Here is a 25457-nt window from a genome sequence, read left to right as displayed (position 1 = left end):
GCGGCACGGCCGACCCGACAGCGGCCTCAATCGATCGAGACCTTGGCCTCCTTGACGAGGCGCGCGTAGCGCTCGGTGTCGTCCTTGATCTGACGCGCCATCTGCTCGGGCGTGTTGCCGATCGGCTCGGCGCCGATTCCTTCCATGCGCTTCTGGAAGTCGGGCGACCTGATGATCTTGACCATTTCGGTGCCGAGGCGCCCGACCACGTCCTTCGGCGTCGCGGCGGGCGCGAGCACGCCGAACCAGGTGCCGGCGTCGAAGCCCTTGAGGCCGGCCTCGTCGAGCGTGGGCACGTGGGGCAGCGCCGACGAGCGCCGGGCGGTCGTCACCGCGAGCGCGCGCAGCTTGCCGCTCTTGATGTGCGGCAGGACCGGCGTCACGGTGTCGAACGACATCTGGATCTGGCCCCCGAGCAGGTCCGTCGTGAGCGGGCCGCTGCCCTTGTACGGCACGTGCAGCAGCGGCATGCCGGTCAGCGACTCGAACTGCATGCCGATCAGGTGCTGTGCGGTGCCGTTGCCGTTCGAGCCGAACGAGAGCGGTTGCGGCGAGCTCTTGCCGAGCGCGACCAGGCTCTTCACGTCGGTGGTCGGCGTGTTCGCGTTGACGACCAGCACGTTGGGCACCAGTGCGACCGTGGTGATCGGCGCGAAGTCCTTCTGGAAGTCGTACGGCAGCTTCCGATAGACGCTGGTCGCGATGGTGTGGTGCACCGCCCCGACCAGCAGCGTGTAGCCGTCCGGCCGCGACTTGGCGACGTAGTCGGCACCGAGCGTCGAGCCGGCGCCCGGCTTGCTTTCGACGATGACGGTCTGGCCGAGCGCCGGGCCGAGCCTGTCGGCGAGCGCGCGTGCGAGCACGTCGGTGGTGCCGCCCGGCGGGAACGGTACGACCAGGGTCACCGGCTTGCTGGGATAGGTCTGCGCGACGGCAGCCAGCGGCAGCGCGCAGAGCGCCACGGCCGCAGCCAGGGCGGCGGGAAGATGTCGCATCGCTCGTCTCCGGATCGTTGTGGTCGAGGAAGGCTCAGGCGGCGAGCGCCTGCTGGGGCGCGCCGGCGAGGCGCTCGCAGATCGCGCGCGTGACGTCGACGGTGGTCGCCCGACCGCCGAGGTCGCGCGTGTGCAGCGCCGGGTCGGCGGTGACCTGCTCGATGGCGCTCATCAGCTCGCGGGCAGCGGCCGGCTCGCCAATGTGCTCGAGCAGCATCACCACCGACCAGAAGGTGCCGATCGGATTGGCCAGACCTTTGCCCATGATGTCGAACGCCGAGCCGTGAATCGGCTCGAACATCGACGGGTAGCGGCGCTCCGGGTCGATGTTGCCGGTCGGCGCGATGCCGAGGCTTCCGGCGAGCGCGGCCGCGAGGTCGCTCAGGATGTCGGCGTGCAGGTTGGTCGCGACGATGGTGTCGAGCGACGCCGGCCGGTTGACCATGCGCGCCGTCGCGGCGTCGACCAGCTCCTTGTCCCAGCCGACGTCGGGGAACTCGGCGGCGATCTCGCGCGCGATCTCGTCCCACATCACCATCGCGTGGCGCTGCGCGTTGCTCTTGGTCACGACGGTGAGCAGCTTGCGCGGGCGCGAGCGGGCGAGCCGAAACGCGAAGCGCATGATCCGCTCGACGCCGGCGCGGGTCATCATCGAGACGTCGGTCGCGACCTCGATCGGATGGCCCTGGTGCGCGCGGCCGCCGACGCCGGCGTACTCGCCTTCCGAGTTCTCGCGCACGATCACCCAGTCGAGGTCTTCGCGCCCGCAATTGCGCAGCGGCGTCTCGATGCCCGGCAGGATGCGCGTCGGCCGCACGTTGGCGTACTGGTCGAAACCTTGGCAGATCTTCAGGCGCAGACCCCACAGCGTGATGTGGTCGGGAATGTCGGGGTCGCCCGCCGAGCCGAACAGGATCGCGTCCTTGTCGCGCAGCGCGCCGAGGCCGTCCGGCGGCATCATCACGCCGTGGGCTCGGTGGTAGTCGCCGCCCCAGTCGAAGTCCTCGAACTCGAACGCACAGGTGCTGCTGCGCGCGGCGAGCGCCTCCAGCACCTCGCGCCCGGCCGGCACCACTTCCTTGCCGATGCCGTCGCCCGGAATGGTGGCGATGCGGTATGTCTTCACGGTTGCTCCCGATGCGGTCTCGAAGGCCGAGAATGTAGGCAGCGGCGAACCACGTGGCACGCGCCGAAAGTTGATCCGCCTTCAACCTGAAGTTGAGGAACGTTCGTGAGCGCAGGCATCCAGCCCGCCGAGCTCGGCTTCTTCGTGGCAATCGTGCGCAGCGGCAGCCTCAGCGGCGCGGCACGCGAACTCGGCATCAGCACCGCGGCGGTGAGCAAGCGCCTCGCGCAGCTCGAGGCCCGCCTCGGCATCGCCCTCATCCATCGCACCACGCGCGCATGAACCTCACGCCCGAGGGCGAAGTGCTGTACGAGCACGCGCGGCGCATCCTCGGCGACATCGACGACCTCGACCAGCTGCTCAGCAAGTCGAAGGGCACGCCGCGCGGCCTGCTGCGCATCAATGCCACGCTCGGCTTCGGCCGCATCCACGTCGCGCCGGTGGTCGGGCGCTATGCCGCGCTGCACCCCGACGTCGACGTGCAACTGCAGCTCTCGGCGCACCCGCCGCCGGTGAGCGCCGACGCGTTCGACGTGTGCGTGCAGTTCGGCGCGGCGCCGGACAGCCGCGTGATCGCGCGCCGCCTCGCGCCGAACCGGCGCCTGCTGTGCGCGTCGCCGAGATACATCGCGACGCACGGCATGCCGAAGACGCCGGCCGAGCTCGCCGCGCACGACTGCATCGGCATCCGCCAGGGCGACGACGCCTATGGCGTCTGGCGTCTCACCACCGGCCGGGGGGCCAAGGAGCGCACCGAGTCGGTGAAGGTGCGCGGCAACCTCACCACCAACGACGGCGAGATCGCCGTCAGCTGGGCCCTCGAGGGCCGCGGCATCGTCATGCGCGCCGAATGGGACGTGCAGCGCTACCTCGCCAGCGGCCGCCTCGTCGCCGTGCTGCCCCAGTACCGCACCCCCGAAGCCGACATCTACGCCGTCTACGCGCACCGCCACCAGCTGTCGCTGCGCGTGCGCAGCTTCGTCGACTTCCTGTCGGCGGCATTCACGAAATTCGAGGGGGGGGTGCGGTAGGAGCGGGCCCTGCCCGAGCCCGCGAGGGCAGGACTTACCCGGGTGCCCGTGAAGAATTCACGCCCGCGCGAGCCGCTCGCGAACGGCTGCGAAAGCCGCACCTACGATCCGCGACTCTCGGCGCGCGCGTGCGCGCTCGAAGCAGTGCAACACAACAACCCGCAGTCGAGGGCGCAGCGCATGGCGGTTGAAGGTCGGCTCTCGCCGAGTGGCGTGTGGATCGCGGACGACTTCAGGTCCAACCTGATCATCGATCGCTACGACCCGGTGTTCGCCGACATGCGCGCAAGCAAGCTCAAGCACCTGCGCAGCGCGAACAGCGAAGACGCGGTGACCTGGAATGTCTTTCGCTCGCTACGCCAGGTGGCGCCGGAGGTGTGGCTGCCGGAACTCTGGCGGCACGCCTTTCCCGGCACGAGCGCGCCAGAGCCCGGGCGCGCGACGGTCTCGCTCTGGAAGAGCGTCGCGCCGCCGCTCGGGCTCCTGGCGGGCGGCGACGAGGGCGAGTCCGAGATCGACGTCGTGATCGAGGCGCCGACCTGGGTATGGTTCATCGAAGCCAAGCTCGGCAGCGACATCTCGACCGGCACCACCACCCGAAGCGAGCGCGACCAGGTGCTGCGCAACATCGACGTCGGCACGCACTACGCGGGCGTGCGCGACTTCCAGTTCTCGTTGCTCATCCTCTCGGAGCCGCGCTCGCGCAAGGGTGCCGATCGCGTCGACCAGTACAGGACATTCGATATCGTGCGCAGCCTTCTGGCACTCCACCGACCCGACGGCCTGCCGAACCTCCAGCACGTCGGACTGCTGAAGTGGAGCAAGGTCGCGCAGGTGCTGTCGTACGCCGCCACCAACGCCCCACAGGCCGACGAACGCATCCACGCGGAACGCGCGGCGAGCTGGCTGCGACACAAGCTCCCCGAAGCAGACAACCTCCTACCAGACTCGAACCACCATGGATAACCTGGGCTTCACGGTGCTGCGCCAGATTCCGCTGGAACACCTGGCGAACATCGCGAGCGGCCTGTTCACGGTGCACGGTGGCGTGATTCGCGATCAGGGCGGCCGCATCGTTGCGCACCTGGCACTGCCCGCGCTGAGCGGGATCGCGAACACGCTCCCCGGCCTGAACGTCTTGGGCGGCCTGGTGCAGTCGTATCAGCTGCACGAGATCAGCGAGACCGTAAAGGAGGTGCTGGCGATTTCGCTGGCGAACACCGCACTCTCGGGCCTCGGCCTTGCCGTCTCGCTGGCCGGTTTTGCCTACGTGACGCATCGGCTGAACGGCATCGACCAGCGCATCGCCGAGGTCAAGGGCTGGCTAAAGTCGGCCACCGAAGGGCAGCTGAAAGCCGCCGTCGCCGACCTCGGGCATGCAGCGCGGTCCAGCGAGTCGCAGATCCGCCAGCAGCTGATGCTGTCGGCCAAGACCACCTTCACCAGTCTGGCGCACCACTACCGCCACCAGGCGGCCAGCGCCAAGGTGTTGTCCGAGATCGAGATCTGCGAGGACTACAGCGTGACCGCCATGCTCGGCGCGGTGATGTGCGCGAGCGACCTCGGCCTGCACGAGGCCGCGCGCGACGACATGCGCGCATTCCGGGCCGAGTGGGCCGGCATGGCTCGCGCGCAGATCAAGCGCCTGCTCGACCTCCACAACGCGCCGCAGCTGCTCGACGGCCGCTACGCCACCGTGCTGCCCGCTGCCGACCTGATCCGCGTGCTCGACTTCGCCGATGGCGAGGCTCGCGGGCTGCAGCGCATCGATGACCTTCGCAAGGGCTATAGCGGCGCCAAGGCGTTCGCGACCGGTTGGCGCACGATCGGCGACGACACCATCGCCTACGCCAGGAAGCTGCGCGCCCGCGACGACGTGCTGGCGAGCTACGACGAGCACTTTGGTTTGTTGGCCGCGCAGCGGATCGGGGCGTCCGACTTCGCACGGCTGGTCGCCCAGGTGACACAGGGCGGCGCCTTCCGCGTGCTGATGCTCGAACGACCGCGCCTTGCCGCGTAGACACGGCCGAAAACGAGCCGATCGGCCGCCAAATCTGGAGCAACGCTGGCTCGTCGATTGGGCGAAGTGCTGATCACGCCAGCAGAATGTCGCGCATGCGCTTCCCACTGCCATTTGCGGCGATCCGTCTTGCACTTGCCGCAGCGGCTGCCGTCATGACCACGCCCGGGCTCGCCGTTCAGGTCTGCGACCTCGATGGCCAGCACGTGAACCCGGCCAACGGCGCGACCACGCAGGGCAAGAGCGGGCTCATGCGCTGCCGCGAAGGCGAGTCGGGGCCGGTGGTCCGCGAGCAGGAGCTGCAGAACGGTCGCTTCGTGGGCATCGTTCGCTACTACCGCAACGGCGTGCTCGAGCGCGAGCACCGCGTCAACGAGAAGGGCAACCGCGATGGCCTCGCGCGCGAGTGGAACATCGGCGACAGCGGCGCTCCAGGCACGCTGGTGCGCGAGGAGACGCTGCGCAACGGCAGCACCGTGGGTCTGGCGCGCAGCTGGTATCCGACGGGGCCATTGCGCCGCGCGAGCTTCCACGCCGACGACGGCGCCGAGCAGGCGTATGCCGAGTTCACGCGCGAGGGGCAGCTGGCGCAGCTGCGCTGTGCGCCGCGGCCGCTGCTCGCGCCGGCCTTCGACGATCGCGCCGCATGCGGGCATGGGGGACGCTCGTCGACGGTGGTGCTGTACGGGGGCAAGGGCCAAGCGACCGGGCGCGTCGTTTACGAGCGCGGCGAGCGTCAGAGCTTCGAGACACTGTGGGAGAACGGCGCCGTCCGCGAACGGGTCGAGAAGACCACCGACGGCAGCATCGAGCGCCGCTTCGCTGCCGACGGCGTGCTGCGCCACGAGGCGCGCTGGGCAGCATTGCCCGGCGAGCGTGCCGGGCGCGTGAAGACGCTCGAGCAGGAGTACCACGAGTCCGGCAAGCTCGTGCTCGAGCGCCGCTGGCGCGACGGCACCCTCGTGAGCGAGGCGCGCTGGTACCTCAACGGCCAGCCGAAGGAGCGCATCGAGCACGTCGAAGGGCAGCGTCGCGAGCAACGCTTCCACGACGACGGCAGCAAGGCCTTCGAAGGCGCCTGGCTGGCGGGCGACCCGCGGCGGCGTGGCGTGGACCTGCCGACCGGCACGCATCGCCACTTCGACGTCGGCGGTCGGGTGCGCGCCGAGCTCGTCCACGACGAGCGGGGGCGGCTCACGCGCGAGCGCGAGTTCGACGCCAACGGCCAGCTGGTGCGCGACGACGAGGTGTTCGAGGACGGCTCGCGCAAGGCGGTGGGGCGCTGACGCTCCGCGCGCGAACGCCCGAACGGCGCCGCGAGGCCGCCGGTCACCCCGGCGTTGACCCTCTTCTTGCCGCCGCCCGACAATCGCCGGTCGCGCCGACGCGCCGCACCGGCTCACCGAATCGCATGAAGAAACCGCAGCTCAACCGAACCCCCGAGCTCAAGGATCAGACCCGCCTGGCGGCGATCCCGCTGGTGTTCACGCACGACGAATGCGCGCAGATCGTCGCCACCTACACACCGCAGCTGCAGCCGGCTCTGGTCGACACGCTCGACCTCGCGCAATCGGAGGGCATCCGCAAGTCGTCCGCCGTTTTCATCGGTCATACCAAGGACACGAACTGGATCTTCGAGCGCCTGAACAAGGTGATCCGCGACGTCAACAACACCATCTACGGCTTCAGCGTGGGCCAGTTCCGCGAAGGATTCCAGTTCACGCGCTACGAAGTCGGCGAGTACTACGGCCCGCACTTCGACATCGGCCCCGGGCTGCTGGCCGAGCGCAAGCTCAGCCTCACGGTCCAGCTGTCGCCGCCCGACAGCTACGCCGGCGGCGACCTCCTCATCTACCCCGAGTTCGTGGCGCCGCGCGATCAGGGAACCATGACCGTGTTCCCCTCGTTCATGTGCCACGACGTCCGCCCGGTGACGAGCGGCGTCCGCTTCTCGCTGGTGAGCTGGCTCGCCGGCCCCCCGTTCAAGTGAATCGTGGGGCCGCGGGCGACGAACGGCCCTAACGAGAGCGGATTGCAGGAGGCACCAGCCTCATCGAGCGACGGCCGGGAACGCCTGGGGTGCAGCGACCTGCATGTCGCGCCGGGCTCGTTCGGTGGGGCGTCGGCTCACGACCCACAGCGGCCGTCCGGGATCGCCGGAAGCTGCCGGACAACCCGGCCTCACGGCTCCGCGCTTCGCCCCCAGCAAGCGGACAGTCAGGTCCGCCAGGACTCGGCCATCAGCGGTCTTTCGCGACGCACTCGAAACTCGGCATCGAAATGCCGGGGAAGGTCGGCTTCCCGGCGACGAACCTGATGGCCGCTTAGGCTCGTGCCGGTCAACAGCGGCCCGTGGCCACTTCGGCTCAGCCGTCAGTCGGCGTCACAAAGGTCCACGTTGAGCAGTGCTTGAATCGGTAGGCCTGCGCTTCACACAGAACTGCAACGGGGCAGTGGGATTGGGAAAGCGCGCCCTCTACAACTGCGAAGCAGCGCAGACGTAGCTCGCCGCCAGCTTGACGTCCCCGCCCACATAGTGCGGATAGTTCGGGAAGCGGCACATCGGGCGCGACGCCTGCAGCGCAAACGGCGCCGTGGTGGCCTTCCGCGTTTGAGTCAATGCGTCGGCTGGCGGCTGGCCCGCGGTCACCCAGCGATCCAACGGGTCAAGTAGGTCCACCATCGTCGGCACGGCCGAACCGTCGGTGACGCTGGCCGCCGGGCCGCTGTGGTTGGACGCCGGCGAGATGTACAGCCGTGCCGACTGTTCCATCGTCCCCGTGCCTACCTTGGCCGCTACCGCGTTGAAGTAGTTGATGCCGGCCAGCGGACTCTGCGCCAGGTCGCCAATGTTCTCGCGCATGATCAGTTTGCCGCCGCGCGTGAAGAAGGCCGATAGGTTGGGGTCGCTGGCGTCGATGATCTCCGACACCTGCTGGACGCGGGCCTTGTAGTTGTTGGCATCGTAGGTGCGGGCATCGAAGGTCGGATCTCGGGTGATGAAATAGCGCACGAAGTTCGACCCGTACAGCCATTGCTGAGCATCGGTAATGGCATTGACGGCCACGGTGGGCGGCGCGGTGCCAGTAACCCAGCGCGTCATCGTGCTCAACGGCAGGCCGCCGACGCTGGAAACTCCGTTGAGCGTGTCGGGCGAGCTTTCGTTGCCCCACATCCATTGCGGATAGCTGGTGAGCCCGTTCGCAAGCGGGAACGAGTACGTATGCGGGGTGTGCACTGCCGTGACAGTGGCGATTTGCGGGTCCGACAGGCAAGCATCGCTCACGTCGACGCCCCCGGCGCAGCGGATGCCTTGAAGGTTGACGCGCGACGGGCAGGCGAGGTAGTTGTTGACCACGCCATCGGCCAATCCATCGAGGGTATCGCAGTTGTCGGAGACGAACTTCGCGAGCGTCCGCACCTTGCCCGCGTTCAGCCAGCCACCGTTGAACTGCGGCTGTGCATGCGGGATGTAGGAGGCGAACAGCATCGACAGCTGCACGACTGGCACGACGCTCACGATGCCGTCGTAGTCGTTGGGGAAGCGCTGGGCCATCGCCAGGCCTTCTCGGCCGCCTTCTGAGCCGCCGAAGTAGTACGTCTTTGAAGGGCCCTTGCCGTAGAAGACCTGCATCAGCGCGACGGCGACGTCCTTGACCTTCCTGTATGACGCGTAGCCATAGTTGACGAGCATCTCGTCGTTCAGGCCGAACTGGCCGATGGCATTTGCGGCGAAGGCAGACGCTTGGTGGCCCGAGTCGGTGCCCAAGGTCGCATAGCCTCGTGTGAGCGGCAGCGGGTCGTCGGGCGCGGCGTCGCGCAGCGCGGTCGTCGCCGTGACGAGCGTGCCGTTGAAGCCGCCGCCGCCGTATTGCACGACCTTGCCGTTCCAGGTCGTCGGGAGGTTGAGCTGGAAGTTGATCTTCTGCGCTGTCGGATCGACCGGGTCGATGGCGCCCAGCAGCCGGCAGTAGTCGGGCGACGCCGGAGTGGTCGCGGTGTTCGCCGCGACGAACACTGCAGTGTTTACGGTTGCGGTGCCGCTTGGTAGGCCAACGGCGGCCGCGGCCACCGTGCGACCAGCAAGGCCCGGGCATGCGGCCTGCAGTTCCGAAGGGGTGGGGACTGTCTAGACTGCGACTTCGTCATCGTCGTTGCATCCCGCCACAGCGGCCGCCACAGCGAGACAGGCGGCGATGGCCGGCAAGCGGCCGGGCAGGTTGGAAAAGGCAGCCGGCCGCCTCGTGGTTTCTCCGGCCAGGAAGCTTGAGTTCATGAGGTCTCCTTTGATGTCGTCTTCGGTTCAAGTGCTCATGCATGGCCACACGGCCGCCTTTGCTCGTGGTTCTGACTCCGCTGACCTGAAGCGGCGACCGTCAGTATCCGCTGAGTCGGTCGCGCGGCCCGCTCGGTTTGCATCCGCCCACACGCTGCGCGTTCGCAGCCGGAATTCACGCGGCAGTGAGGTGAAGCGCGAGAGCTCGACGACTTGCGGAGGCTGCAGCAGGTGCATGGCGTTGAGCGTCGCGAATCTCCCGGCGGCGCCGTCAGGCGGGGTCGCCGCGCCGTCAGTCGGCCTTGATATTGCCCTTGCGCACCACCTCGGACCACTTCGCATCCTCTTTCTTCAAGTAGTCTGCGAACTGCGCCGGCGTGGAACCGACAGGCTCTGCACCGAGCTCGGTGAAGCGCTTCTTCACCTCTTCGTCGTTGAGCGTGTCGACGACCGCCGCTTGCAGCCTGCGCGTCACGGCATCCGGTGTGCCGGCGGGGACGAACATGCCGTGCCACTCGTACACCTCGTAGCCGGGGATCACCGTCTCGGCAACCGTGGGCATGTCGGGAAGCTTGGGCGAGCGACGCGTCGAGGAGACCGCCAAGCCGCGCAGCTTGCCGGCAGCGATGTGCGGAGAAGAGGCCGCGACCGTGCTGAACATGAAGTCGACCTGGCCGCCCATCACGTCGGTGATCGCCGGTCCTCCGCTCTTGTACGGCACATGGACCATGTCGAGACCCAGTTGCTGGCGAAACAGCTCTGAAGCGAGGCGTTGCACGGTGCCACTGCCGCCCGACGCGAAGTTGACCTTGCCGGGCTCCGCCTTGGCCTTCGCAATCAACTGCTTCACGTCCTTGACCGGCGAGTCCGCCTTCACGATCAGGACATTGGGGATGCGCGCCACCAGCGACAGCGGTTTCAGCGCGTCGGCCGCAAAGGGCATCTTGGCGAACAGGTGCGGGTTGATCGAGTACGGCGTCGTGTCGTACAGCACTGTGTAGCCATCGGGCTGGGCCTTGGCCACGGACCCGGCGCCGATCGTGCCGCTCGCTCCGGCCTTGTTGTCGACGATCACGGTCGTGCCCAGCTTCTCCCCCATCTTCTGCGCCAGCTGGCGGGCCAGTGCATCGGCCGCACCGCCGGGCGCATACGGGACGACGATCGTGATCAGCCGTTCGGGGTAGGCAGCGTTCGCCAGGTTCACTGCAGCAAGCATGATCGCGGCGAGCGCCGCGCGGCGGAACATCGAGGTTTCGAAGAGCTTCATGGTCGTACGGTCGTCAGGTTGAGCAATGAGTCAGAGCGGGTGACCCTGGCGAAGGGCGCCGATCACATCGGTTCGGGATTGCAGCCGAGGCGCTTGAGCGTCGCGTCGATCCAGCTCGTATCGAGCTGGCCGGCAGCAATGTCGGCCATCATCTTCTTCTCGACTTCCATCTTCTTGTGCGTCGCGGCCAGCAGCTGCTGCGCGTCGTCGAAGGGCACGCAGAGCAGCCCGTCGGCGTCGCCGACGATCAGGTCGCCGGGGTGAATCACCATGCCGTCGATCGCGATCGGCACGTTGATTTCGCCCGGGCCGTCCTTGTACGGCCCGCGATGCGTGATGCCTGCGGCATAGAACGGGAAGTCGCCTTGTCCGATCGCCTCGCTGTCTCGCACGGCCCCATTGAGAACCACGCCCGCCACGCCGCTCTTCACCGCCCTGGCCACCATGATCTCGCCCATCAGCGCGTTCGTCAGGTCACCGCCCGCATCCACCACGATCACATCACCCGGTCGGGCCATCGTGAGCGCCTTGTGGATCATCAGGTTGTCACCGGGACGGCACCTCACCGTCAGCGCCGGGCCGGCCAAGGGACCGCCTTTGTGCATGGGGCGCAGGCGGGCGCCGCCAGCCGACATGCGCGCCATGCAGTCGCTGATGTTGGCGACCGGCAGACCACGAAACGCCTCGACGAGCGCATCCGGCACCTGGCGGCGGCGCTGAAGAACCTGGAATCCATTCATGGTGTTCGTCTCCGTTGATTTCGTTTGAAAAGAATGACCCGCTTCAAGACGCCTGAAGTGCCCGCAGCGCCTTGCGACGTCGCTCCTGGAACACGTCCCACACTTCGGGGTTGATCAGGTGGGGCGGGCGTTCTCCGCGCACGAGCTGCAGCACCTGTTGCGCGGCCATCCGGGTCACGTTGCGGCGACCCTCGTGAGACACGCCCGCCGTGTGGTAGGTGGCCACGACGTTGTCCGGGGCAAGCAGCGGATGGTCGAGCGGCGGCGGTTCCTGTTTCCACACGTCGAGACCGGCGCCGGCCAGATGCCCGGAAGTCAGCACTTCTGCCAGCGCGTGCTCGTCGTGGATGCCACCGCGGGCAGTCGTGACGAAGATGGCACCTTTCTTCATGCTTGCGAAGCGCTTCGCATCCAGCAGATTCAGCGTGTCCTTGTTGCGTGGGCAGTGCAGGGAGACGATGTCCGAGGAGCGGAGCAGCGTGTCCAGATCGACGGGCTCGGCACCTCGTCGGCGGATCTCCTCCGGCGCAAGAAGAGGGTCGAAGGCGAGCACGCGCATGCCGAAGGCCTTCGCGAGTTCGGCCGTTCGTGTGCCGGTGAATCCAATGCCAGCGATGCCGAGCACCTTGCCGCCGATGTCCGAGCCCATCAACGCCTCACGCGAGAAGCCGCGCTGCGTGCGCAGCTTGCGGTCGGACTCCGCGATGCGACGGCTGACGGCCAGCATCAGACCGATGGCCATCTCGGCCACGGCGTGCGCGTTGCCGCCGAGCTGGCTGACGACGGCAATGCCGGCGCGCGTGCACGCGTCGACGTCCACCGTGTCGTAGCCGGCGCCGACGGAGGACACCGCCAGCAGGTTCGGGCATCGGTCGATCAGTGCTTGCTGTGCATGGAACCCGACGAGTTCATCCTTGGCGGCCGTGATCTGGTAGATGTGCGCCCGCTGCAGAGCGGCCCATGCCGCTTCGGTGTCGTCCGTCGGGGCGATCTCCAGCGTGACCGAGTCATCGGCCGCCATCGATTCGTCGAAGATCGGATTCATCCAGACGGCGAAGCGGGTGATGTGCAGGCGCGGGGAGGTCATGTTGTCTCGTCGGGTCGTAGCGGAATAAATATGAAAGTTCGACGCGCGAGGCTTCAGTCCACCTTGGCGCCGGATTCCTTGACGACCTTGCCCCAGCGCACCATATCGTCGCGAATGAGCAGGGCGAAGGCTTCGGCGGTGCTGCCCATCACGTCGGCGCCTTGGTCTTCCAGCTTCTTCTTCAGCGCGGGGTCCTGCAGAGCCTTGTTGATGTCGGCGTTGAGCCTGCCGACGATGTCCTTCGGCAGGTTCGCCGGGCCCAGAACGCCGAACCAGGTGACGGCGTCGAAACCCTTGTAGCCCGACTCGTCGACCGTCGGCACCTGCGGCAGGTCGTCCAAGCGCTTGGCGGACGTGGCGGCGAGGGGGCGCATCTTGCCGCTCTTGATGTAGGGCAGCAGCGTGGGAATGGACGATACGTACAGCTGCACCTGCCCGCTCATCACGTCGGTAATGCCCTGCGACGCGCCCTTGTACGGGATGTGCGTGAGCTTGACCTGAGCCGCCTTCTGGAACAGCTCGGTTGCCAGGTGTGCCACGGTGCCGCTGCCGGAACTCGCGTAATTGATGGTGTCAGGCTTGTCTTTCGCAGCCTTCACCACGTCGGCCAGCGTCTTGTACGGCGCCGTGGTGCTGGTCACGATGACCAGCGGCGAGCGCGCGACGAGGCTGACCGGCGTGAAGTCCTTGACGGAGTCGTACGGGAGTTTGGAGTACAGCGATGGATTGATCGCGAGGTTGCTCGTCTGGCCCAGCACCAGCGTGTAGCCGTCGGCCGGAGCCTTGGCCGCGGCGTCGAGGCCGAGGCTGCCGCCCGAGCCCGGCTTGTTGTCGATGATGAAGTTGTAGCCGGAGCCCTGAAGCTTTGCGGCCAGGTCGCGTGCGATCAGGTCCGTGCCGCCGCCTGCCGGAAACGGCACGACCAGCCTGACAGGCTTGCTCGGCCAGTTCTGCGCAGAGACGGACGTCGCAAATGCGGCGAAAGCAATCAGTACCGCGCGGCGAGTCGTTTGCATAGATCTCTCCAGGCTCGAGTTCACGACAACCGGGTCCACTGCCCGTGCTTTGCCACCTCTTTCTCATCGAAACCGAAGCCCAACCCAGGCGACTGGTGCAACACCACGCGGCCTTCCTTGTGCTCGAGCTGGCGATCCAGCAAGCGCCGGAAATTCAGCACCTCGTCGTCCCAGAAGAATTCGACGTACCGGGCATTCGGGGTGGATGCGACCAGCGGCGCATGCACGTCGTGGAACCAGTGCGGGCACATCTGGACGCCGTAGCCGGCCGCCATGGCGGCAATGCGCCTCCACTCGGTAATGCCACCACACACGGCAGCATCTGTTTGCAGGATCGCAGCACCCCCCATGTCCAGGAGCTGCTTGTGATACCAGCGGCCGTAACCGATCTCCGCCGTCGCCACCGGAATCCGCGTCAGCTTCGCCAGGCGGGCGTGGCTTTCGATGTCGTCCGGGCTGAAGGGCTCCTCGATGAAGTACGGGTCGTATTCCTCGAAGCGGCGCAGGTATTGCATGGCCTGAACGGTGTCGATCCAGCCGTTGTTGCAATCGAGCATGAGCTCCACATCCGGACCGATGGCTTCACGAGCGGCCTTGACGCGGGACGCCTCGCCCTGCGGGGACCAGCGACCCGTCTTCATCTTGACGGCCTTGAACCCGAGCTCGAGGTAGCTGGCCATCTCCTCGCCGACGTTCGCCGCGGTCTTCCCGTCGACGTAGTAGCCCCCGCTGGCGTACGCGGGCACCGACTCCAGTTCGACCGCGCCCAGGTACTTGTGCAATGGCAGCCGGCTCGCACGCGCGTTCATGTCCCAGAGCGCGATGTCGAGCGCGCTGAGCGCCCGCATCACCGTGCCCATTCGTCCTTGCAACAGGGCTTCCTGGTACATGTCCCGCCACAGCCCCTCGACCGCAAGCGAGTCTTTGCCGATCAAGACCGGGCCGAGCAACTGTTCGACGGCGACACGAAAGATCTCTCCGGCGGCGTTGCCGACGTAGCAGAAGCCGATTCCCTCAACGCCGTCGCTGCTTCGGAGTTTCACGAGACCGTAGTGACGATCCACCACCGTCCGGTTGGACAGATACGTCACCTTGTTGAGCGGCACTCGCGCGACGCAGACTTCAATGGATTGAATGATGGGCATACGGGTTCCGGAACGTGGGCTGGCGACGGACAGACTTTGCAGCCGCTCGCTCGACTTGAAAACCGCTCTGCGACGGTTTCTAACGACGTAAAATGCGTGTTCATGGACACGCGGCATTTGGAGAACTTCGTCGCTGTGGTCGACGCGGGCTCGATTGCCGAGGCTGCACGGCAGCTCGATCTCGCGCCAACGACGCTGTCTCAGCAGCTGCGTGCGCTCGAGTCCGACCTCGGTGTCCCCCTGATCACCAGGGTAGGCCGCACGGTGAAGCCCACCGTTGCCGGGTCTCGGATCCTGGGGCAAGCCCGAAGTCTGGTGCGCGGCGCTTCGGAGTTGCGTTCGGCTGCCTCCAACGACAGCCTGCCCTCCGGGCCTTTGCGACTCGGAGCGACGCCCACCGCCCTGGCAGGGCTGTTGCCGCCGCTGATGCGCGCGTGGTCGCTGGCGTATCCGGGCATCCGGATCTATGTCGTCCCCGGGACGTCATCCACCCTGCTCGATCGCGTTTTGTCGGGTGACCTCGATGCAGCCCTGCTCGTGCATCCGTTGTTCGACTTGCCCAAGACATGCGCTTGGTGCTCGATCCGGGACGAGCCCTTGATTCTTCTCGCGCCGAGGCGCCTGCGCGTCGATGATCCGCTATTGGCGGCGGCACGGGAGCCCTTCATCCAGTACGACCGGGAGGTCGTCGGCGGCAGGCTTGCAGCCGACTACTTGAAAGGTCGCGGGGTCAGGCCGAAGGTGCAATTCGAGCTGGACGGCATCGAACAGATTTCCGTGTTGGTGTCCGAAGGTTTTGGGGTCGCTGTGCTGCCCGACTGGCCGGGGCGGCCAGACCGGCGTGTCAAGCGGTGGCCCCTGCCGGCGCCTTGCCCGTCGCGCCGGGTAGGCATGGTTTGGTTGAGGTCGTCCCCGCGGCTGCCTCTGGCCCAGGCGCTTTACTCGTTGGTTCGCGCCGAAATGGCTCGTGCACCGGAATCGACCTGAGCAGTACCGGCAGATCGCACTTTCGCCGAAGTTCAACAACTACTCTGAATCAGCCTGCCTGCAGTTCGGGCAGAGCTACGGCGCTCTGCTCTTGGAACGCGCCGCACACTTCCGGGGCCAGCATCCTTGGTGTCGAACAGCGCGGTTGCTGAGGTGTCCCGGTGCTGCCGCGCGCGAATAGCAGAACCTGTTCCACGGGCAACCGCGTCGCATCACACGAAGCAGGGCGAGCAGCCCTCGGCGACTGGCCGTGCGCCTAGCAGTCGCCTGAATGTCTGCTTTTGGCCGAGTCCAGCCGACCCGGACTGCCGGTGGACCTCCCGAAGCTGTCGGTGGAAGGCGTTGAGCGCCCAGACCTTCGTGCGCGATCCGAAGACCGCTGATGGCCGGCTCGAGCCGGTGACCAACGGCAGGTCTGGAGCGGTCCAAGGATGAAGGGCTGCTTGCCGGAAGGCCGTCGAGGCGCGCGGTCGTTAGCTCACGGCCCAAGAGCGACATTCAAGCGGCTAGACGGCCCCTCCCCAAGCGGCCGCTCACGCAGGCGTTGAGATGGGGATGACCTCTCCCGCTGACACCGGCTTCGAGCCTAGAACGCCGGCCGCCAGCGTGCGCGAGCAAGCGCGCCGACCTGAATTCCGCGGGCTGACCTCCGATCAGCCACTCCAGCTCGGAGCCCGGCCGTGGCGGCACGCAAGCTGCCGACGCTTGAAGCACATCGTTGCGGAGCGTCATGCAAGCGTTGGATGGAGCCGCTCGCCGGTGGCGTCTTGGTCGGGATCACCTTGTTGAACGTGGTCCTCACCGTCCTTTACGCGCGTGTCCGTCCTGGGCTCCTCGCGCCGCGCTCGCCTGGGCGGTCTGGCGCTGTTCCGCGTCCTGGCACGCGCAACGAAGCGCAGCGTCCTCGGCTATTGCGGCCCGGCGCAACCCGGCGGTTGGGGCTTGCGAGTACGTGAAGCTGCGCGCAGATCGGGACCGTGAAATCGAGGCGCCCGCTCGCGTTCTGCTTTTCGTTCGAATAGGTCGACCCCGCAGGCTCCAGCGACCGCCCACAGGTCGGCGGCCGGTGAGGCAGGTGCGTCGTCACTGGGTAGCGACGGCGCGACTGCGGGGGTCGGCGCCGCCGCCTCACCTGAGCCCGGCTGCCGCGCGCCAGCCTGCGAGCGGCGACGCGTGCCTTCGACGCTGCGTCGCCGCATAGACCGCGAACGCCGCGGCCATCAGCGCGGCCGTGCGCAGCGACGGGCGCGGGAGCCACTTCATGGCGTCGAGAACGACCGCGGGCGGTGCGTTTCGCTGCGGCGCCGATACCGCGCGGCCCGCTGCAGAGGCCGGCTGCTGCGAAGAACGTCCCGCGAAGTGGTCGATCAAGGCCTTGACGAACGGCACCATGTCCTGCGGCCCGCGGCTGGTGAGCCAGTTCGCGTCGTGGACGACCGGACGATCGAGCCAGGTTGCCCCGGCGTTGACCATGTCGTCGCGTACGCCCGGCCACGACGTCATGGTCCGGCCCTCGGTCAATCCGGCCGACGACAGCAGCCACGGCCCGTGGCACAGCGTCGCGATGGGCTTGCCGCTGGCGTCGAACTCACGGACGAACTGGCGCGCGGCCTCGGACTGGCGCAGCAGGTCAGGGTTGATGAAGCCGCCCGGAATGAGCAACGCGTCGTAGTCGGAGACGCGCGCCTGCGACAAGGTGAGGTCGACACTCACGCGTGCCGCGGGCTCGTGCAGGTTGACGCCGCGAATGCGTCCTGCGCGCAACGACACGATCTCGACCTCGGCACCTTCGGCGCGCAGCGCAGCAACCGGCACCGACAGCTCGACGCGCTCGAACCCGTCGGCCGCGAGCACCGCGACGCGCCGGCCCTTCAGTTGACGATGACTTGTCATGGTCTGACTCCTTGGTGATCCCGGCCTGCCCCATCGCAAGGCCTGGTCTGAGGGAGAGGCGAATGCACGCGGTGCGCTCGTGCCGGACTCGCCTCGAAAGGTCCCGCAACGATCCGGTGTGCCAGCGCCGCCCTGGCGGCTGGCGCGACGCTGCGCGGACTACGTGCGTCGCGAGCGCCTGAAGACGAGCAGGCCCACCACACAGACGCCGGTGATGGCGACGCCCTTGACGAGCCCCGCGCGGTTGTAGCGCCATTGCGCGGCCAGACCCAGTTCCTTGACGAGGTTGGGCACGTGCAGCCGCGCCAGGTCGTCAACGACGTCTTCGACGACGTTGACCCGGTCGGCGAGCAGCAGCATCAACCAGTGCGGCAGCTGCCCTTCGCTGAACCGGTAGGCCTGGTCGCGGATCAGACCGCTCAGCCCCTGCGGCGGGCACGAGGTGCCGAACACCGGCGTCAGCTTGCCGTGCTCGATCGACTTGTGGATCTTGACCTTGGGCACCTGCTGCTCGATCGGCGGGTAGAGCGTCTCGACGCCGATGTCAGGCGCCTTGTCGCGCGGCACGCCGGGCCGGTTCGCCGGATCGAGGTCGGAGCCCCAGCCGTCGATCTCGCCGGCGAGGTCGACCGACCGGCGTTGCTGCGTTGTCAGCGATCGGCCGCCCGGGATCGGTTCGGCCAGGATGTCTTCCGATGAAGAACGAACTCGTTGGTCCATGTCGGGCTCCTCAGTGTGCGGTGGACGGAATCACCATCGGCTTGATGCATTCATCAAGTTTGCTGGCGAAGATGTGATAACCCTCGCTGATGTCCTCGAGCGGGAAGCGATGGGTGATCACGTCCTTGGGATTGATGTGCCCGGCTTCGATGTGCTCGATGCAGCGCGGCAGATTGCGCTTGACGCTCGCCTGGTTGGTGCGGATCGTCAGGCCCTTGTTCATCGCGTCGCCGATCGCGACCAGGTTGAAGGGCGGCCCGTAGGCGCCGATGATCGACACGACACCTCCCTTGCGCACCGAGTCGATGGCCCAATTCAGCGCGTTGGCCGCGCCGGCCTGCAGCTTGAATGGCCGGATGCCAAGGAAGCGATGCAGCGTGTCCCCGCTCGCGTCGCACCCGACCGCGTCGATGGCCGCGTCCCAGCCCAGCCAGTCCGACTCCTTCTTGAGCGTCCAGACGGGGTCGCGGACGTCGCGGAAGTTGAGCGTCTCGCACTGCGCGAACCGCTTCGCGAACTCGAGCCGGTAGTCGTAGTGATCGACGATCATCACTCGCCCCGCACCCATGAACCAGGCGCATTTCGCCGCGAACAGACCGACCGGTCCGGCGCCGAACACGACCACCGAATCGCCGCGCTTGATCTCCGCCATCTCGGCGGCCTGATAGCCGGTGGGGTAGGCGTCCGTGCACAGCGCCGCGTTGTCGTCGTCGATCGTGTCCGGAATCTTCATCGGCCCGGCATCCGCGAACGGCACCCGCACGTATTCGGCCTGTCCGCCGTCGTAACCACCGGTGGTGTGCGAGTACCCGTAAATGCCACCGACCGCGGTTGCATTCGGATTGACGTTGTGGCAGTTGCTGAAGAGCTGCTTCTGGCAGAAGTAGCACTCCCCGCAGAAGATGTTGAACGGCACGATGACACGGTCGCCGACCTTCAGCATGCGGACGTCGGTCCCCACCTCCTCGACGACACCGACGAATTCGTGGCCGAAGGTCTGGCCGACGCGGGTGTCCGGCATCATGCCGTGATAGAGGTGCAAGTCCGAGCCGCAGATGCAGGCGCGGGTGACGCGAACGATCGCATCTCGTGGGTGCTCGATCCCTGGAATCGGCTTGTCGATCACGCGGATCCGGTACGGTCCGCGGTAGGTCATGGCTCGCATGGTGACTCCGGTCATTGACGGGGCGTTGGATTGGCAATGCCGGTGCCGTACGTAGGGGTCCTTAGTTCTCGACCGGATGGTCCGGCCGCAGACGGCCTGCCACGCTCTCCGGCAACCTGTGGCTCCAGATTGGGAGAACGTGATGAGAGCAGTCGTCTACAACGGCCCGCGCGACGTTTCGGTGCAGCAGGTGCCCGATGCGGGGATCGAGCGCGCGACCGACGTGCTGGTCCGCATGACCAGCACCAACATCTGCGGCTCCGACCTGCACATGTACGAGGGTCGGACCGACTTCCCGCAAGGCGGTGTGTTCGGACACGAGAACCTCGGTCAGGTCATCGAAGTCGGCAACGCGGTCGATCGCGTCAAGGTCGGCGACTGGGTGGCGATTCCGTTCAATATCGGCTGCGGCTTCTGCAAGAACTGCGAGCGCGGGTTGACCGCGTTCTGCCTGACCACGGCGGATCGAAGCGTGGTGCCGAACATGGCCGGCGCCGCCTACGGATTTGCCGACATGGGGCCGTATCGGGGCGGCCAGGCCGACCTTCTGCGCGTGCCGTACGGCGACTTCAATTGCCTGAAGCTGCCGCCCGACGCCCAGGAGCGGCAGAACGATTACGTGATGCTGGCCGACATCTTCCCGACCGGCTGGCACGTCACCGAGCTCGCCGGCGTGCGTCCCGGCGAGTCGGTCGTCATCTACGGCGCCGGTCCGGTCGGCCTCATGGCCGCGCACTCGGCGATGATCAAGGGTGCCTGCATGGTCATGGTCGTTGACCGGCATCCCGATCGGCTGCGGCTCGCCGAATCCATCGGTGCCGTGGTCATCGACGATTCCAAGGACTCGCCGGCGGATCAGGTAATGAGTCTCACGAACGGTATCGGCGCCGACCGCGGCTGCGAGTGCGTCGGCTACCAGGCGCATGACCCCGAGGGCCACGAGCACCCCAACATGGTCATGAACGACCTCGTGAAGTCGGTGAAGTTCACCGGCGGGATCGGCGTGGTCGGCGTCTACGTGCCGCAGGATCCGGCGCCCCAGGACCGGCTCTACAAGCAGGGCGAGATCGTTTTCGACTACGGCCTCTTCTGGTTCAAGGGCCAGACGATGGGAACCGGCCAGTGCAACGTGAAGGCGTACAACCGGCAGCTGCGCGACCTGATCTGGACCGGCCGCGCGAAGCCCTCCTTCATCGTCTCGCACGAGCTGCCGCTCGGGGAGGCGCCGAACGCCTACCAGCACTTCGACGCTCGCGACGACGGCTGGACCAAGGTGGTGCTCAAGCCCGCCGCGTGATCCTCGAGCCGGGCACGTGGCCGCGTGCTCGGCTTGCCTGCGCTCTTCCCGGACAGCCCGCACGCGAGGACGCGATGCCGATCTACGACTACGAGTGCCGGGGGTGCGGGCCGTTCATGGCACTGCGGCCGATGGCGCAGTTCCGCGACCTCTGTGCATGCCCGGAGTGCGGCGCCGACGCGGCGCGCATATTGGTCGGCGCACCGGCGATCGCGCGCGGCGGGCCGCATGGCCGCCGCGCCGGCGCGGCCAACGAGCCCGGTGCGACGGACCCGCGGCCTCAGGCGCCGGCGCACCCGGCGGGCTGCGGCTGTTGCGTCCGCCGAATGCCGCTGCCCGGCGCCTTGTCCGGGCGCGGCCGAATCTTCACGTCGAGCGGGCCGTTCCGGCGCGGCGAGCCGTGATGGCTGCAGCGCGACGCTGACGCGATCGAACACGTGCATCGCCCGCAGCGACGCGACCCGTGGCAGCGGGCGCGGCTAAGCCGGCCTGCCGTCCCGAGGGCTGGACTTCGTCAGCGGTGCGATTCCCGCCCCGAGCGCGATCTGCAGCAGATCGGCCAGGTTGTTCGCGTTCAGGCGACTCATGACCTGGGCACGGTGCAGCTCCACCGTGCGTGGGCTGATGCCGAGCTGCTGGCCCATCATCTTGTTGGTTTCGCCGCTGACCAGATGCCGGAGCACCTGGCGCTCGCGTGGTGTCAGCCGTGCCAGGCGAGCGGCGGCAGTCTCGTCGCTGGTCGTCGGCCGCGTCGTGCCGACACATTCGGACATCGCATTGGCGAGCATGGTGCGCAGGGACTCCTCGTCGGTGACATGAAGGTAGTCGGTCGCGCCCGCCTTCATCGCGGCGACGGCCGACGGCACGTCCGCAGCGGCCCCGTCGAGCACGATTGTCGGCAGCGCGATGGAGCGCGCCCTGAGCTCGCGCGGGACGGCGAGACCCTGGAGCCGCGACCCTCGCAGATCGACGAGAACGCACCCGGGCGACAGCACCGCGGCAACGTCGAGGAACGCGGAGGCACTCTCGAAGACCTGGGCGCGATACCCGGAGGCCCGAACCAGCGTCATCAGGCGCCGCGCCTCGGTCGCCCGGGTACTGACCACATAGACCTGCCGAGGGTCCTCCGGGGTGAGGTCCTCCGCGATCCCGCCGATCCGGCTCACCTCGCCCGCGTCGTCGAAAATCGGAAAGCTGGTGTCGCGGAGCCAGCGGATCGTGCCGTCGGCCGGACGGACGATGCGGTAGTTGTACTGCGCGACCTCGCCTGCCTGGACGGCCGCGAGCGCGCGTTCGACCTGCTTTCGGTCGTCGGGATGAACGACCTGCAGCCAACCTGCGAACGTCGTGGGCGCGCTCTTGAATGACGACCCCCAGATCCTCTCGAAGGCGGCACTGCGATAGGTGATGCTGCGCCCGGCCGAGTCGCCGATCCAGATCAGGTTGCTGCTGTGCTGGGCGAAGCTGCGGAACTGCGCCTCGCTGGCTCGGATGGCGGCTTCGGAGCGGCGCTGCGCCGTGACGTCGATGGCCGCACCGATGAAGTTCACAGCGCGGTCATCCTCGAACGTCGTACGGCCGGCAGTGGCGATGTGGCGCATCACGCCGTCGCGCCCCAGCACCCGATATTCGATCTTGTAGCGGCCGTCTCCCGCCGGATCGGCGCACGCAGCGATCGCATCGCGGACGCGGTTCCAATCGTCCGGATGGATTCCCGCCCGGTAGACCTCCATGTCGACCGGCGCGTCGGGCGCGAGGCCCCACATCGCGCGCACGCGTTCGTCCCAGTCGAGCGCGCCGGTGACCGGGTCCCAGGAATACACGCCCAGTCCGACCAGTTCGGTCGCGGCGCGCAGGCGCGCCTCGCTCTGCTTCAGCGCCTCGACGAACGCACGTTTCTTCGTCGTATTGCGCGACACGCCCACGACGAGCGGAATCGAGCCGTCGTCGGCACGCACTGGCCCCCACAGAAAGGCGAAGTAGGCGGCGTAGCCCGTCGGGCTGCGGTAGAAGACCTCGTCCTCGATGGTCACTCCGTCCTTGAAGACGCGGTCGATGTGCGCGTTGAGCCGGTCGGTCAGTTCGCCCGGGTAGCCCAGCTCCGCGAAGTTCCTGCCCAGCAACCCGCCGGCGGGATGGCCGAACAGCGCCAGCATCGCCTCGTTGGCATAGACGAACCTTTTCTGCCGATCGAATGCGTAGACGAAGTCGGGAATGGACGACAGCGTCGCCTCGAGAAACCGCAGCGGACTGGCGAGTTCCCGCAATTCGACGGCGATCCGTTCGCCTGCGCGCTTCGGATCGCTTGATCCACGGACGGCCCCTGGTGCGTCAGGCACCGCGGCACTCCCGCGCGCCGGCACCGCCATCGGATGCCACGTGCCGCAGGCCTGCCCGGCGACCGTGCGCACGTCCCGGCATACCGCACGTGCGTCGCAAGAGGTCGCGCATTTTCCTGGGAGGTCATTGAACAGCAAAGCGGGTGCGGCAAGAACAATGCCTGTTTGCGGCAGGTCATCGAATGCAGATGGCCGGCGCGGCAATCGGGTGCCGCGCTCTCGGCTTCTCGGGGGTTCCAAGTCCGGGGACACCCCCTAGGCATCAACCGGATACGCGCGCCGCATCGATGGGGTCAGCCTTGCGCGTGGCATCGGCACTCCCGATCGCCTCGTGAGGGTGCCGGGTCGTCGGGATCCGGCCGTGATCAGGAAGGGGTCGAGCATGGCAAGCGGCAACGTGGCCGGGCGACGAGGCGAGTCATCGCGCTCCGGCCGCCCTTCCCCCGACGCGTGGGCAAGCCGGTCGATGCGAGGCATCGGCTGGATCCCCATCGCGCTCGGCACCGCCGCGCTCGTGGCCGGGCTGGGAAGCCGCAAGAAGCGCGGCATGGCGCTCGCGCTCACCGCGGCTGCGGGCGTGGCGACGGCAGGAGCCGTGCGCGGCATGCAGCACGACCGCGCAAAAGCGGGCGCAAGCGGACAGCACGGCGCCTCCGGCGGCGAGCCGGAGGTGGCGCGCTCGATCACCATCGGCAAGGGGCCGGACGAGCTTCGCCGCTGCTGGCTCGACCCGACGACGCTGCCGCAGCTGATGGCCGGCTTCGCGACCGTGCGCGAGACCGGCGAGGGCCGCATGCACTGGAAGGTCAGCGGGCCGCTCGCCCCGGCCTTCGAGTGGGACTCCGAAACGGTGGACGACGGCCCCGACGGCAGCATCGGGTGGCGCTCGCTCGCCAGCGCGCCGGTCCCGAACGAAGGCTCGGTCCGCTTCCACCCTGCGCAGGGAGACCGCGGGACCGTCACGACCCTGCACGTCCGCTTCGCTCCGCCCGGTGGCTCGCTCAGCCATGCGGCCGTCAAGCTCCTCGGCACCACGCCGCTCGAGCTGATGGCGGATCGGGCGCTGCGGCGCTTCAAGAGCCTCGTCGAGGCCGGTGAGATCCCGACCACCGAGCGCCAGCCCGCTGCGCGCGCCGACACGCACTGAGGGAGACCAGATCATGCGAGCGCTCTACTGGAACGGCGTCAACGACCTGCGCGTCGGCACGGTGCGTGACCCCGAGATCGTCAACCCCCACGACGCCATCCTGCGCGTCAGCTTGTCGACCACCTGCGGCTCGGACCTCCACTTCATCGACGGCTATATCCCGACGATGAAGGCGGGCGACGTGATCGGCCACGAGTTCATGGGCGTGATCGAGGATGTCGGGTCCCGGGTGACGCGCATCCGGAAGGGCGACCGCGTGGTCGTCCCGTCGTTCATCGTCTGCGGTCAATGCTGGTATTGCCGGCACAACATGTACTCGTTGTGTGACAACACGCACCCCAAGCCCGAACTGCAGGAGCCGCTGCTCGGCGGGTATCACACGGCGGGCATCTACGGCTACACCCACGCGTTCGGCGGCTACGCCGGCGCGCACGCGCAATACGTGCGCATACCGTTCGCAGACAACGACTGCTTCAAGGTTCCCGAGGGAGTGGCCGACGAGACCGCGCTGTTTCTATCCGATGCGGCGCCCACCGGCTACATGGGCGCCGACTTCTGCGACATCCAGCCGGGCGACACCGTCGCCGTCTGGGGCTGCGGCGGGGTCGGCCTGATGGCGCAGCAGAGCGCACGGCTGATGGGGGCCGAGCGGGTGATCGCGATCGACCGGTTCCCCGAGCGACTGCAAATGGCGCGCGAACACGCCGGCTCCGAGACGATCGACTACACGCAGGTTGACAGCGTGTTGGAGACGCTGAAGGAGATGACGGGCGGACGCGGCCCCGACTCCTGCATCGACGCGGTCGGAATGGAGGCGCACGGGACCGGACCGCAATACGCCTATGACCGCGTCAAGCAGGCGCTGCGCCTGGAGACCGACCGCGGCCAGGCGCTGCGCGAGGCCATCATGGCCTGCCGCAAGGGCGGCACGCTGTCGGTGCTCGGCGTCTACGGGCTGATCGACAAGTTCCCGATGGGCGCGATCATGAACAAGGGGATGACGGTGCGCACCGCCCAGCAGCATGGGCAGGCCTACATGGACCGGCTGCTCGCACATGCCCAGAAGGGTGAGCTGAACCCCGCCTACCTTGCCACGCACCGCTTTTCACTCGAGGACGGGCCGCGCGGCTACGAGATGTTCAAGCACAAGACCGACGGCTGCGTCCGCGCGGTGTTCGCACCTTGACGGCGCTCCGTAGCCCCTCT

The 25457-nt window shown here is 67.6% G+C and carries 22 protein-coding genes and 1 pseudogene; 10 read left to right on the top strand and 13 right to left on the bottom strand.

All coding sequences use genetic code 11. The features are described from left to right. Nucleotides 1–26: 26 nt before the first annotated feature. Both HQN59_RS02790 and HQN59_RS02785 read right to left on the bottom strand, forming a co-directional pair. The gene (locus HQN59_RS02790; protein WP_176065802.1) at nt 27–995 is read right to left on the bottom strand and encodes a Bug family tripartite tricarboxylate transporter substrate binding protein; all 969 of its coding nucleotides are present in this window, start codon (nt 993–995) and stop codon (nt 27–29) included. A 34-nt stretch (nt 996–1029) separates the two neighbouring features. Further along, on the bottom strand, nt 1030–2121 hold the full coding sequence (locus HQN59_RS02785; RefSeq protein WP_176065800.1) for a tartrate dehydrogenase: 1092 nt from the start codon (nt 2119–2121) through the stop codon (nt 1030–1032). A gap of 105 nt (nt 2122–2226) precedes the next feature. Here HQN59_RS02785 and HQN59_RS02780 point away from each other — a divergent pair. The 5 genes and pseudogenes from HQN59_RS02780 (at nt 2227) to HQN59_RS02760 (ending at nt 7162) form a co-directional block, all read left to right on the top strand. After that, a pseudogene (locus tag HQN59_RS02780) lies at nt 2227–3152 on the top strand (LysR family transcriptional regulator). 48 nt (nt 3153–3200) lie between these two features. Beyond that, nucleotides 3201–4118 (top strand): hypothetical protein, encoded by a 918-nt coding sequence (locus HQN59_RS02775; RefSeq protein WP_176065798.1) that lies wholly within the window; start codon nt 3201–3203, stop codon nt 4116–4118. Next, entirely contained in the window at nt 4111–5172 is a 1062-nt protein-coding gene (locus HQN59_RS02770; protein WP_176065796.1) for a hypothetical protein, read from the top strand. Before HQN59_RS02775 ends, HQN59_RS02770 begins: the two co-directional genes overlap by 8 nt. A 95-nt stretch (nt 5173–5267) precedes the next feature. After that, complete coding sequence (locus tag HQN59_RS02765; protein WP_176065794.1) at nt 5268–6458, top strand: toxin-antitoxin system YwqK family antitoxin; 1191 nt, start codon at nt 5268–5270, stop codon at nt 6456–6458. A gap of 125 nt (nt 6459–6583) precedes the next feature. Continuing rightward, a complete protein-coding gene (locus HQN59_RS02760) occupies nt 6584–7162 on the top strand; it encodes a 2OG-Fe(II) oxygenase (protein ID WP_176065792.1) in 579 nt (192 codons plus the stop codon). Between the two features lie 486 nt (nt 7163–7648). Here HQN59_RS02760 and HQN59_RS02755 read toward each other — a convergent pair whose 3' ends face one another. The 7 genes from HQN59_RS02755 to HQN59_RS02725 all read right to left on the bottom strand — a co-directional run bounded on the left by HQN59_RS02755 (nt 7649) and on the right by HQN59_RS02725 (nt 14703). Next, nucleotides 7649–9190: a tannase/feruloyl esterase family alpha/beta hydrolase gene (locus tag HQN59_RS02755; protein WP_176065790.1), complete on the bottom strand. Its 1542-nt coding sequence runs from the start codon at nt 9188–9190 to the stop codon at nt 7649–7651. A 111-nt stretch (nt 9191–9301) separates the two neighbouring features. Continuing rightward, nucleotides 9302–9448, bottom strand: a complete 147-nt coding sequence (locus tag HQN59_RS02750) for a hypothetical protein (protein WP_176065789.1) — start codon at nt 9446–9448, stop codon at nt 9302–9304. A 292-nt stretch (nt 9449–9740) separates the two neighbouring features. Continuing rightward, complete coding sequence (locus tag HQN59_RS02745; RefSeq protein WP_176065787.1) at nt 9741–10715, bottom strand: tripartite tricarboxylate transporter substrate binding protein; 975 nt, start codon at nt 10713–10715, stop codon at nt 9741–9743. A gap of 62 nt (nt 10716–10777) precedes the next feature. Continuing rightward, nucleotides 10778–11455, bottom strand: coding sequence for an RraA family protein (locus HQN59_RS02740; protein WP_176065785.1), 678 nt, complete (start codon nt 11453–11455; stop codon nt 10778–10780). 43 nt (nt 11456–11498) lie between these two features. Continuing rightward, a complete protein-coding gene (locus HQN59_RS02735; protein WP_176065783.1) occupies nt 11499–12542 on the bottom strand; it encodes a hydroxyacid dehydrogenase in 1044 nt (347 codons plus the stop codon). 53 nt (nt 12543–12595) lie between these two features. After that, on the bottom strand, nt 12596–13558 hold the full coding sequence (locus tag HQN59_RS02730; RefSeq protein WP_176066290.1) for a Bug family tripartite tricarboxylate transporter substrate binding protein: 963 nt from the start codon (nt 13556–13558) through the stop codon (nt 12596–12598). 20 nt (nt 13559–13578) lie between these two features. Further along, nucleotides 13579–14703: a mandelate racemase/muconate lactonizing enzyme family protein gene (locus tag HQN59_RS02725; protein WP_176065781.1), complete on the bottom strand. Its 1125-nt coding sequence runs from the start codon at nt 14701–14703 to the stop codon at nt 13579–13581. Between the two features lie 102 nt (nt 14704–14805). Here HQN59_RS02725 and HQN59_RS02720 point away from each other — a divergent pair, with 102 nt between their 5' ends. Further along, entirely contained in the window at nt 14806–15690 is an 885-nt protein-coding gene (locus HQN59_RS02720) for a LysR family transcriptional regulator (RefSeq protein ID WP_176065779.1), read from the top strand. Between the two features lie 1128 nt (nt 15691–16818). Here HQN59_RS02720 and HQN59_RS02715 read toward each other — a convergent pair. The 3 genes from HQN59_RS02715 to HQN59_RS02705 all read right to left on the bottom strand — a co-directional run bounded on the left by HQN59_RS02715 (nt 16819) and on the right by HQN59_RS02705 (nt 19468). Beyond that, on the bottom strand, nt 16819–17583 hold the full coding sequence (locus HQN59_RS02715; RefSeq protein WP_176065777.1) for a type 1 glutamine amidotransferase domain-containing protein: 765 nt from the start codon (nt 17581–17583) through the stop codon (nt 16819–16821). 159 nt (nt 17584–17742) lie between these two features. Continuing rightward, a complete protein-coding gene (locus HQN59_RS02710) occupies nt 17743–18303 on the bottom strand; it encodes a hypothetical protein (RefSeq protein ID WP_217703805.1) in 561 nt (186 codons plus the stop codon). A 10-nt stretch (nt 18304–18313) separates the two neighbouring features. Further along, a complete protein-coding gene (locus HQN59_RS02705; protein WP_176065775.1) occupies nt 18314–19468 on the bottom strand; it encodes a zinc-dependent alcohol dehydrogenase in 1155 nt (384 codons plus the stop codon). Nucleotides 19469–19610: 142 nt separating this feature from the next. On the opposite strand from HQN59_RS02705, the gene HQN59_RS02700 reads away from it, so the two are divergent. Together HQN59_RS02700 and HQN59_RS02695 are read left to right on the top strand one after the other, a co-directional pair. Beyond that, nucleotides 19611–20765, top strand: coding sequence for a glutathione-independent formaldehyde dehydrogenase (locus tag HQN59_RS02700; RefSeq protein WP_176065773.1), 1155 nt, complete (start codon nt 19611–19613; stop codon nt 20763–20765). Between the two features lie 74 nt (nt 20766–20839). Next, nucleotides 20840–21169: an FmdB family zinc ribbon protein gene (locus HQN59_RS02695; RefSeq protein WP_176065771.1), complete on the top strand. Its 330-nt coding sequence runs from the start codon at nt 20840–20842 to the stop codon at nt 21167–21169. A 75-nt stretch (nt 21170–21244) separates the two neighbouring features. On the opposite strand, the gene HQN59_RS02690 is transcribed toward HQN59_RS02695, so the two are convergent. Further along, entirely contained in the window at nt 21245–23176 is a 1932-nt protein-coding gene (locus HQN59_RS02690) for a PAS domain-containing protein (RefSeq protein ID WP_176065769.1), read from the bottom strand. 394 nt (nt 23177–23570) lie between these two features. Here HQN59_RS02690 and HQN59_RS02685 point away from each other — a divergent pair, with 394 nt between their 5' ends. Beyond that, nucleotides 23571–24251, top strand: a complete 681-nt coding sequence (locus HQN59_RS02685; protein WP_176065767.1) for an SRPBCC family protein — start codon at nt 23571–23573, stop codon at nt 24249–24251. 13 nt (nt 24252–24264) lie between these two features. Then, a complete protein-coding gene (locus HQN59_RS02680; RefSeq protein ID WP_176065765.1) occupies nt 24265–25437 on the top strand; it encodes a zinc-dependent alcohol dehydrogenase in 1173 nt (390 codons plus the stop codon). Nucleotides 25438–25457: the final 20 nt, after the last annotated feature.

Origin of the sequence: Rhizobacter koreensis (genome assembly GCF_013366375.1) — a bacterium.
GTDB lineage: Bacteria > Pseudomonadota > Gammaproteobacteria > Burkholderiales > Burkholderiaceae_C > Schlegelella_A > Schlegelella_A koreensis.
This window is presented reverse-complemented; position numbering and strand designations above follow the sequence as displayed.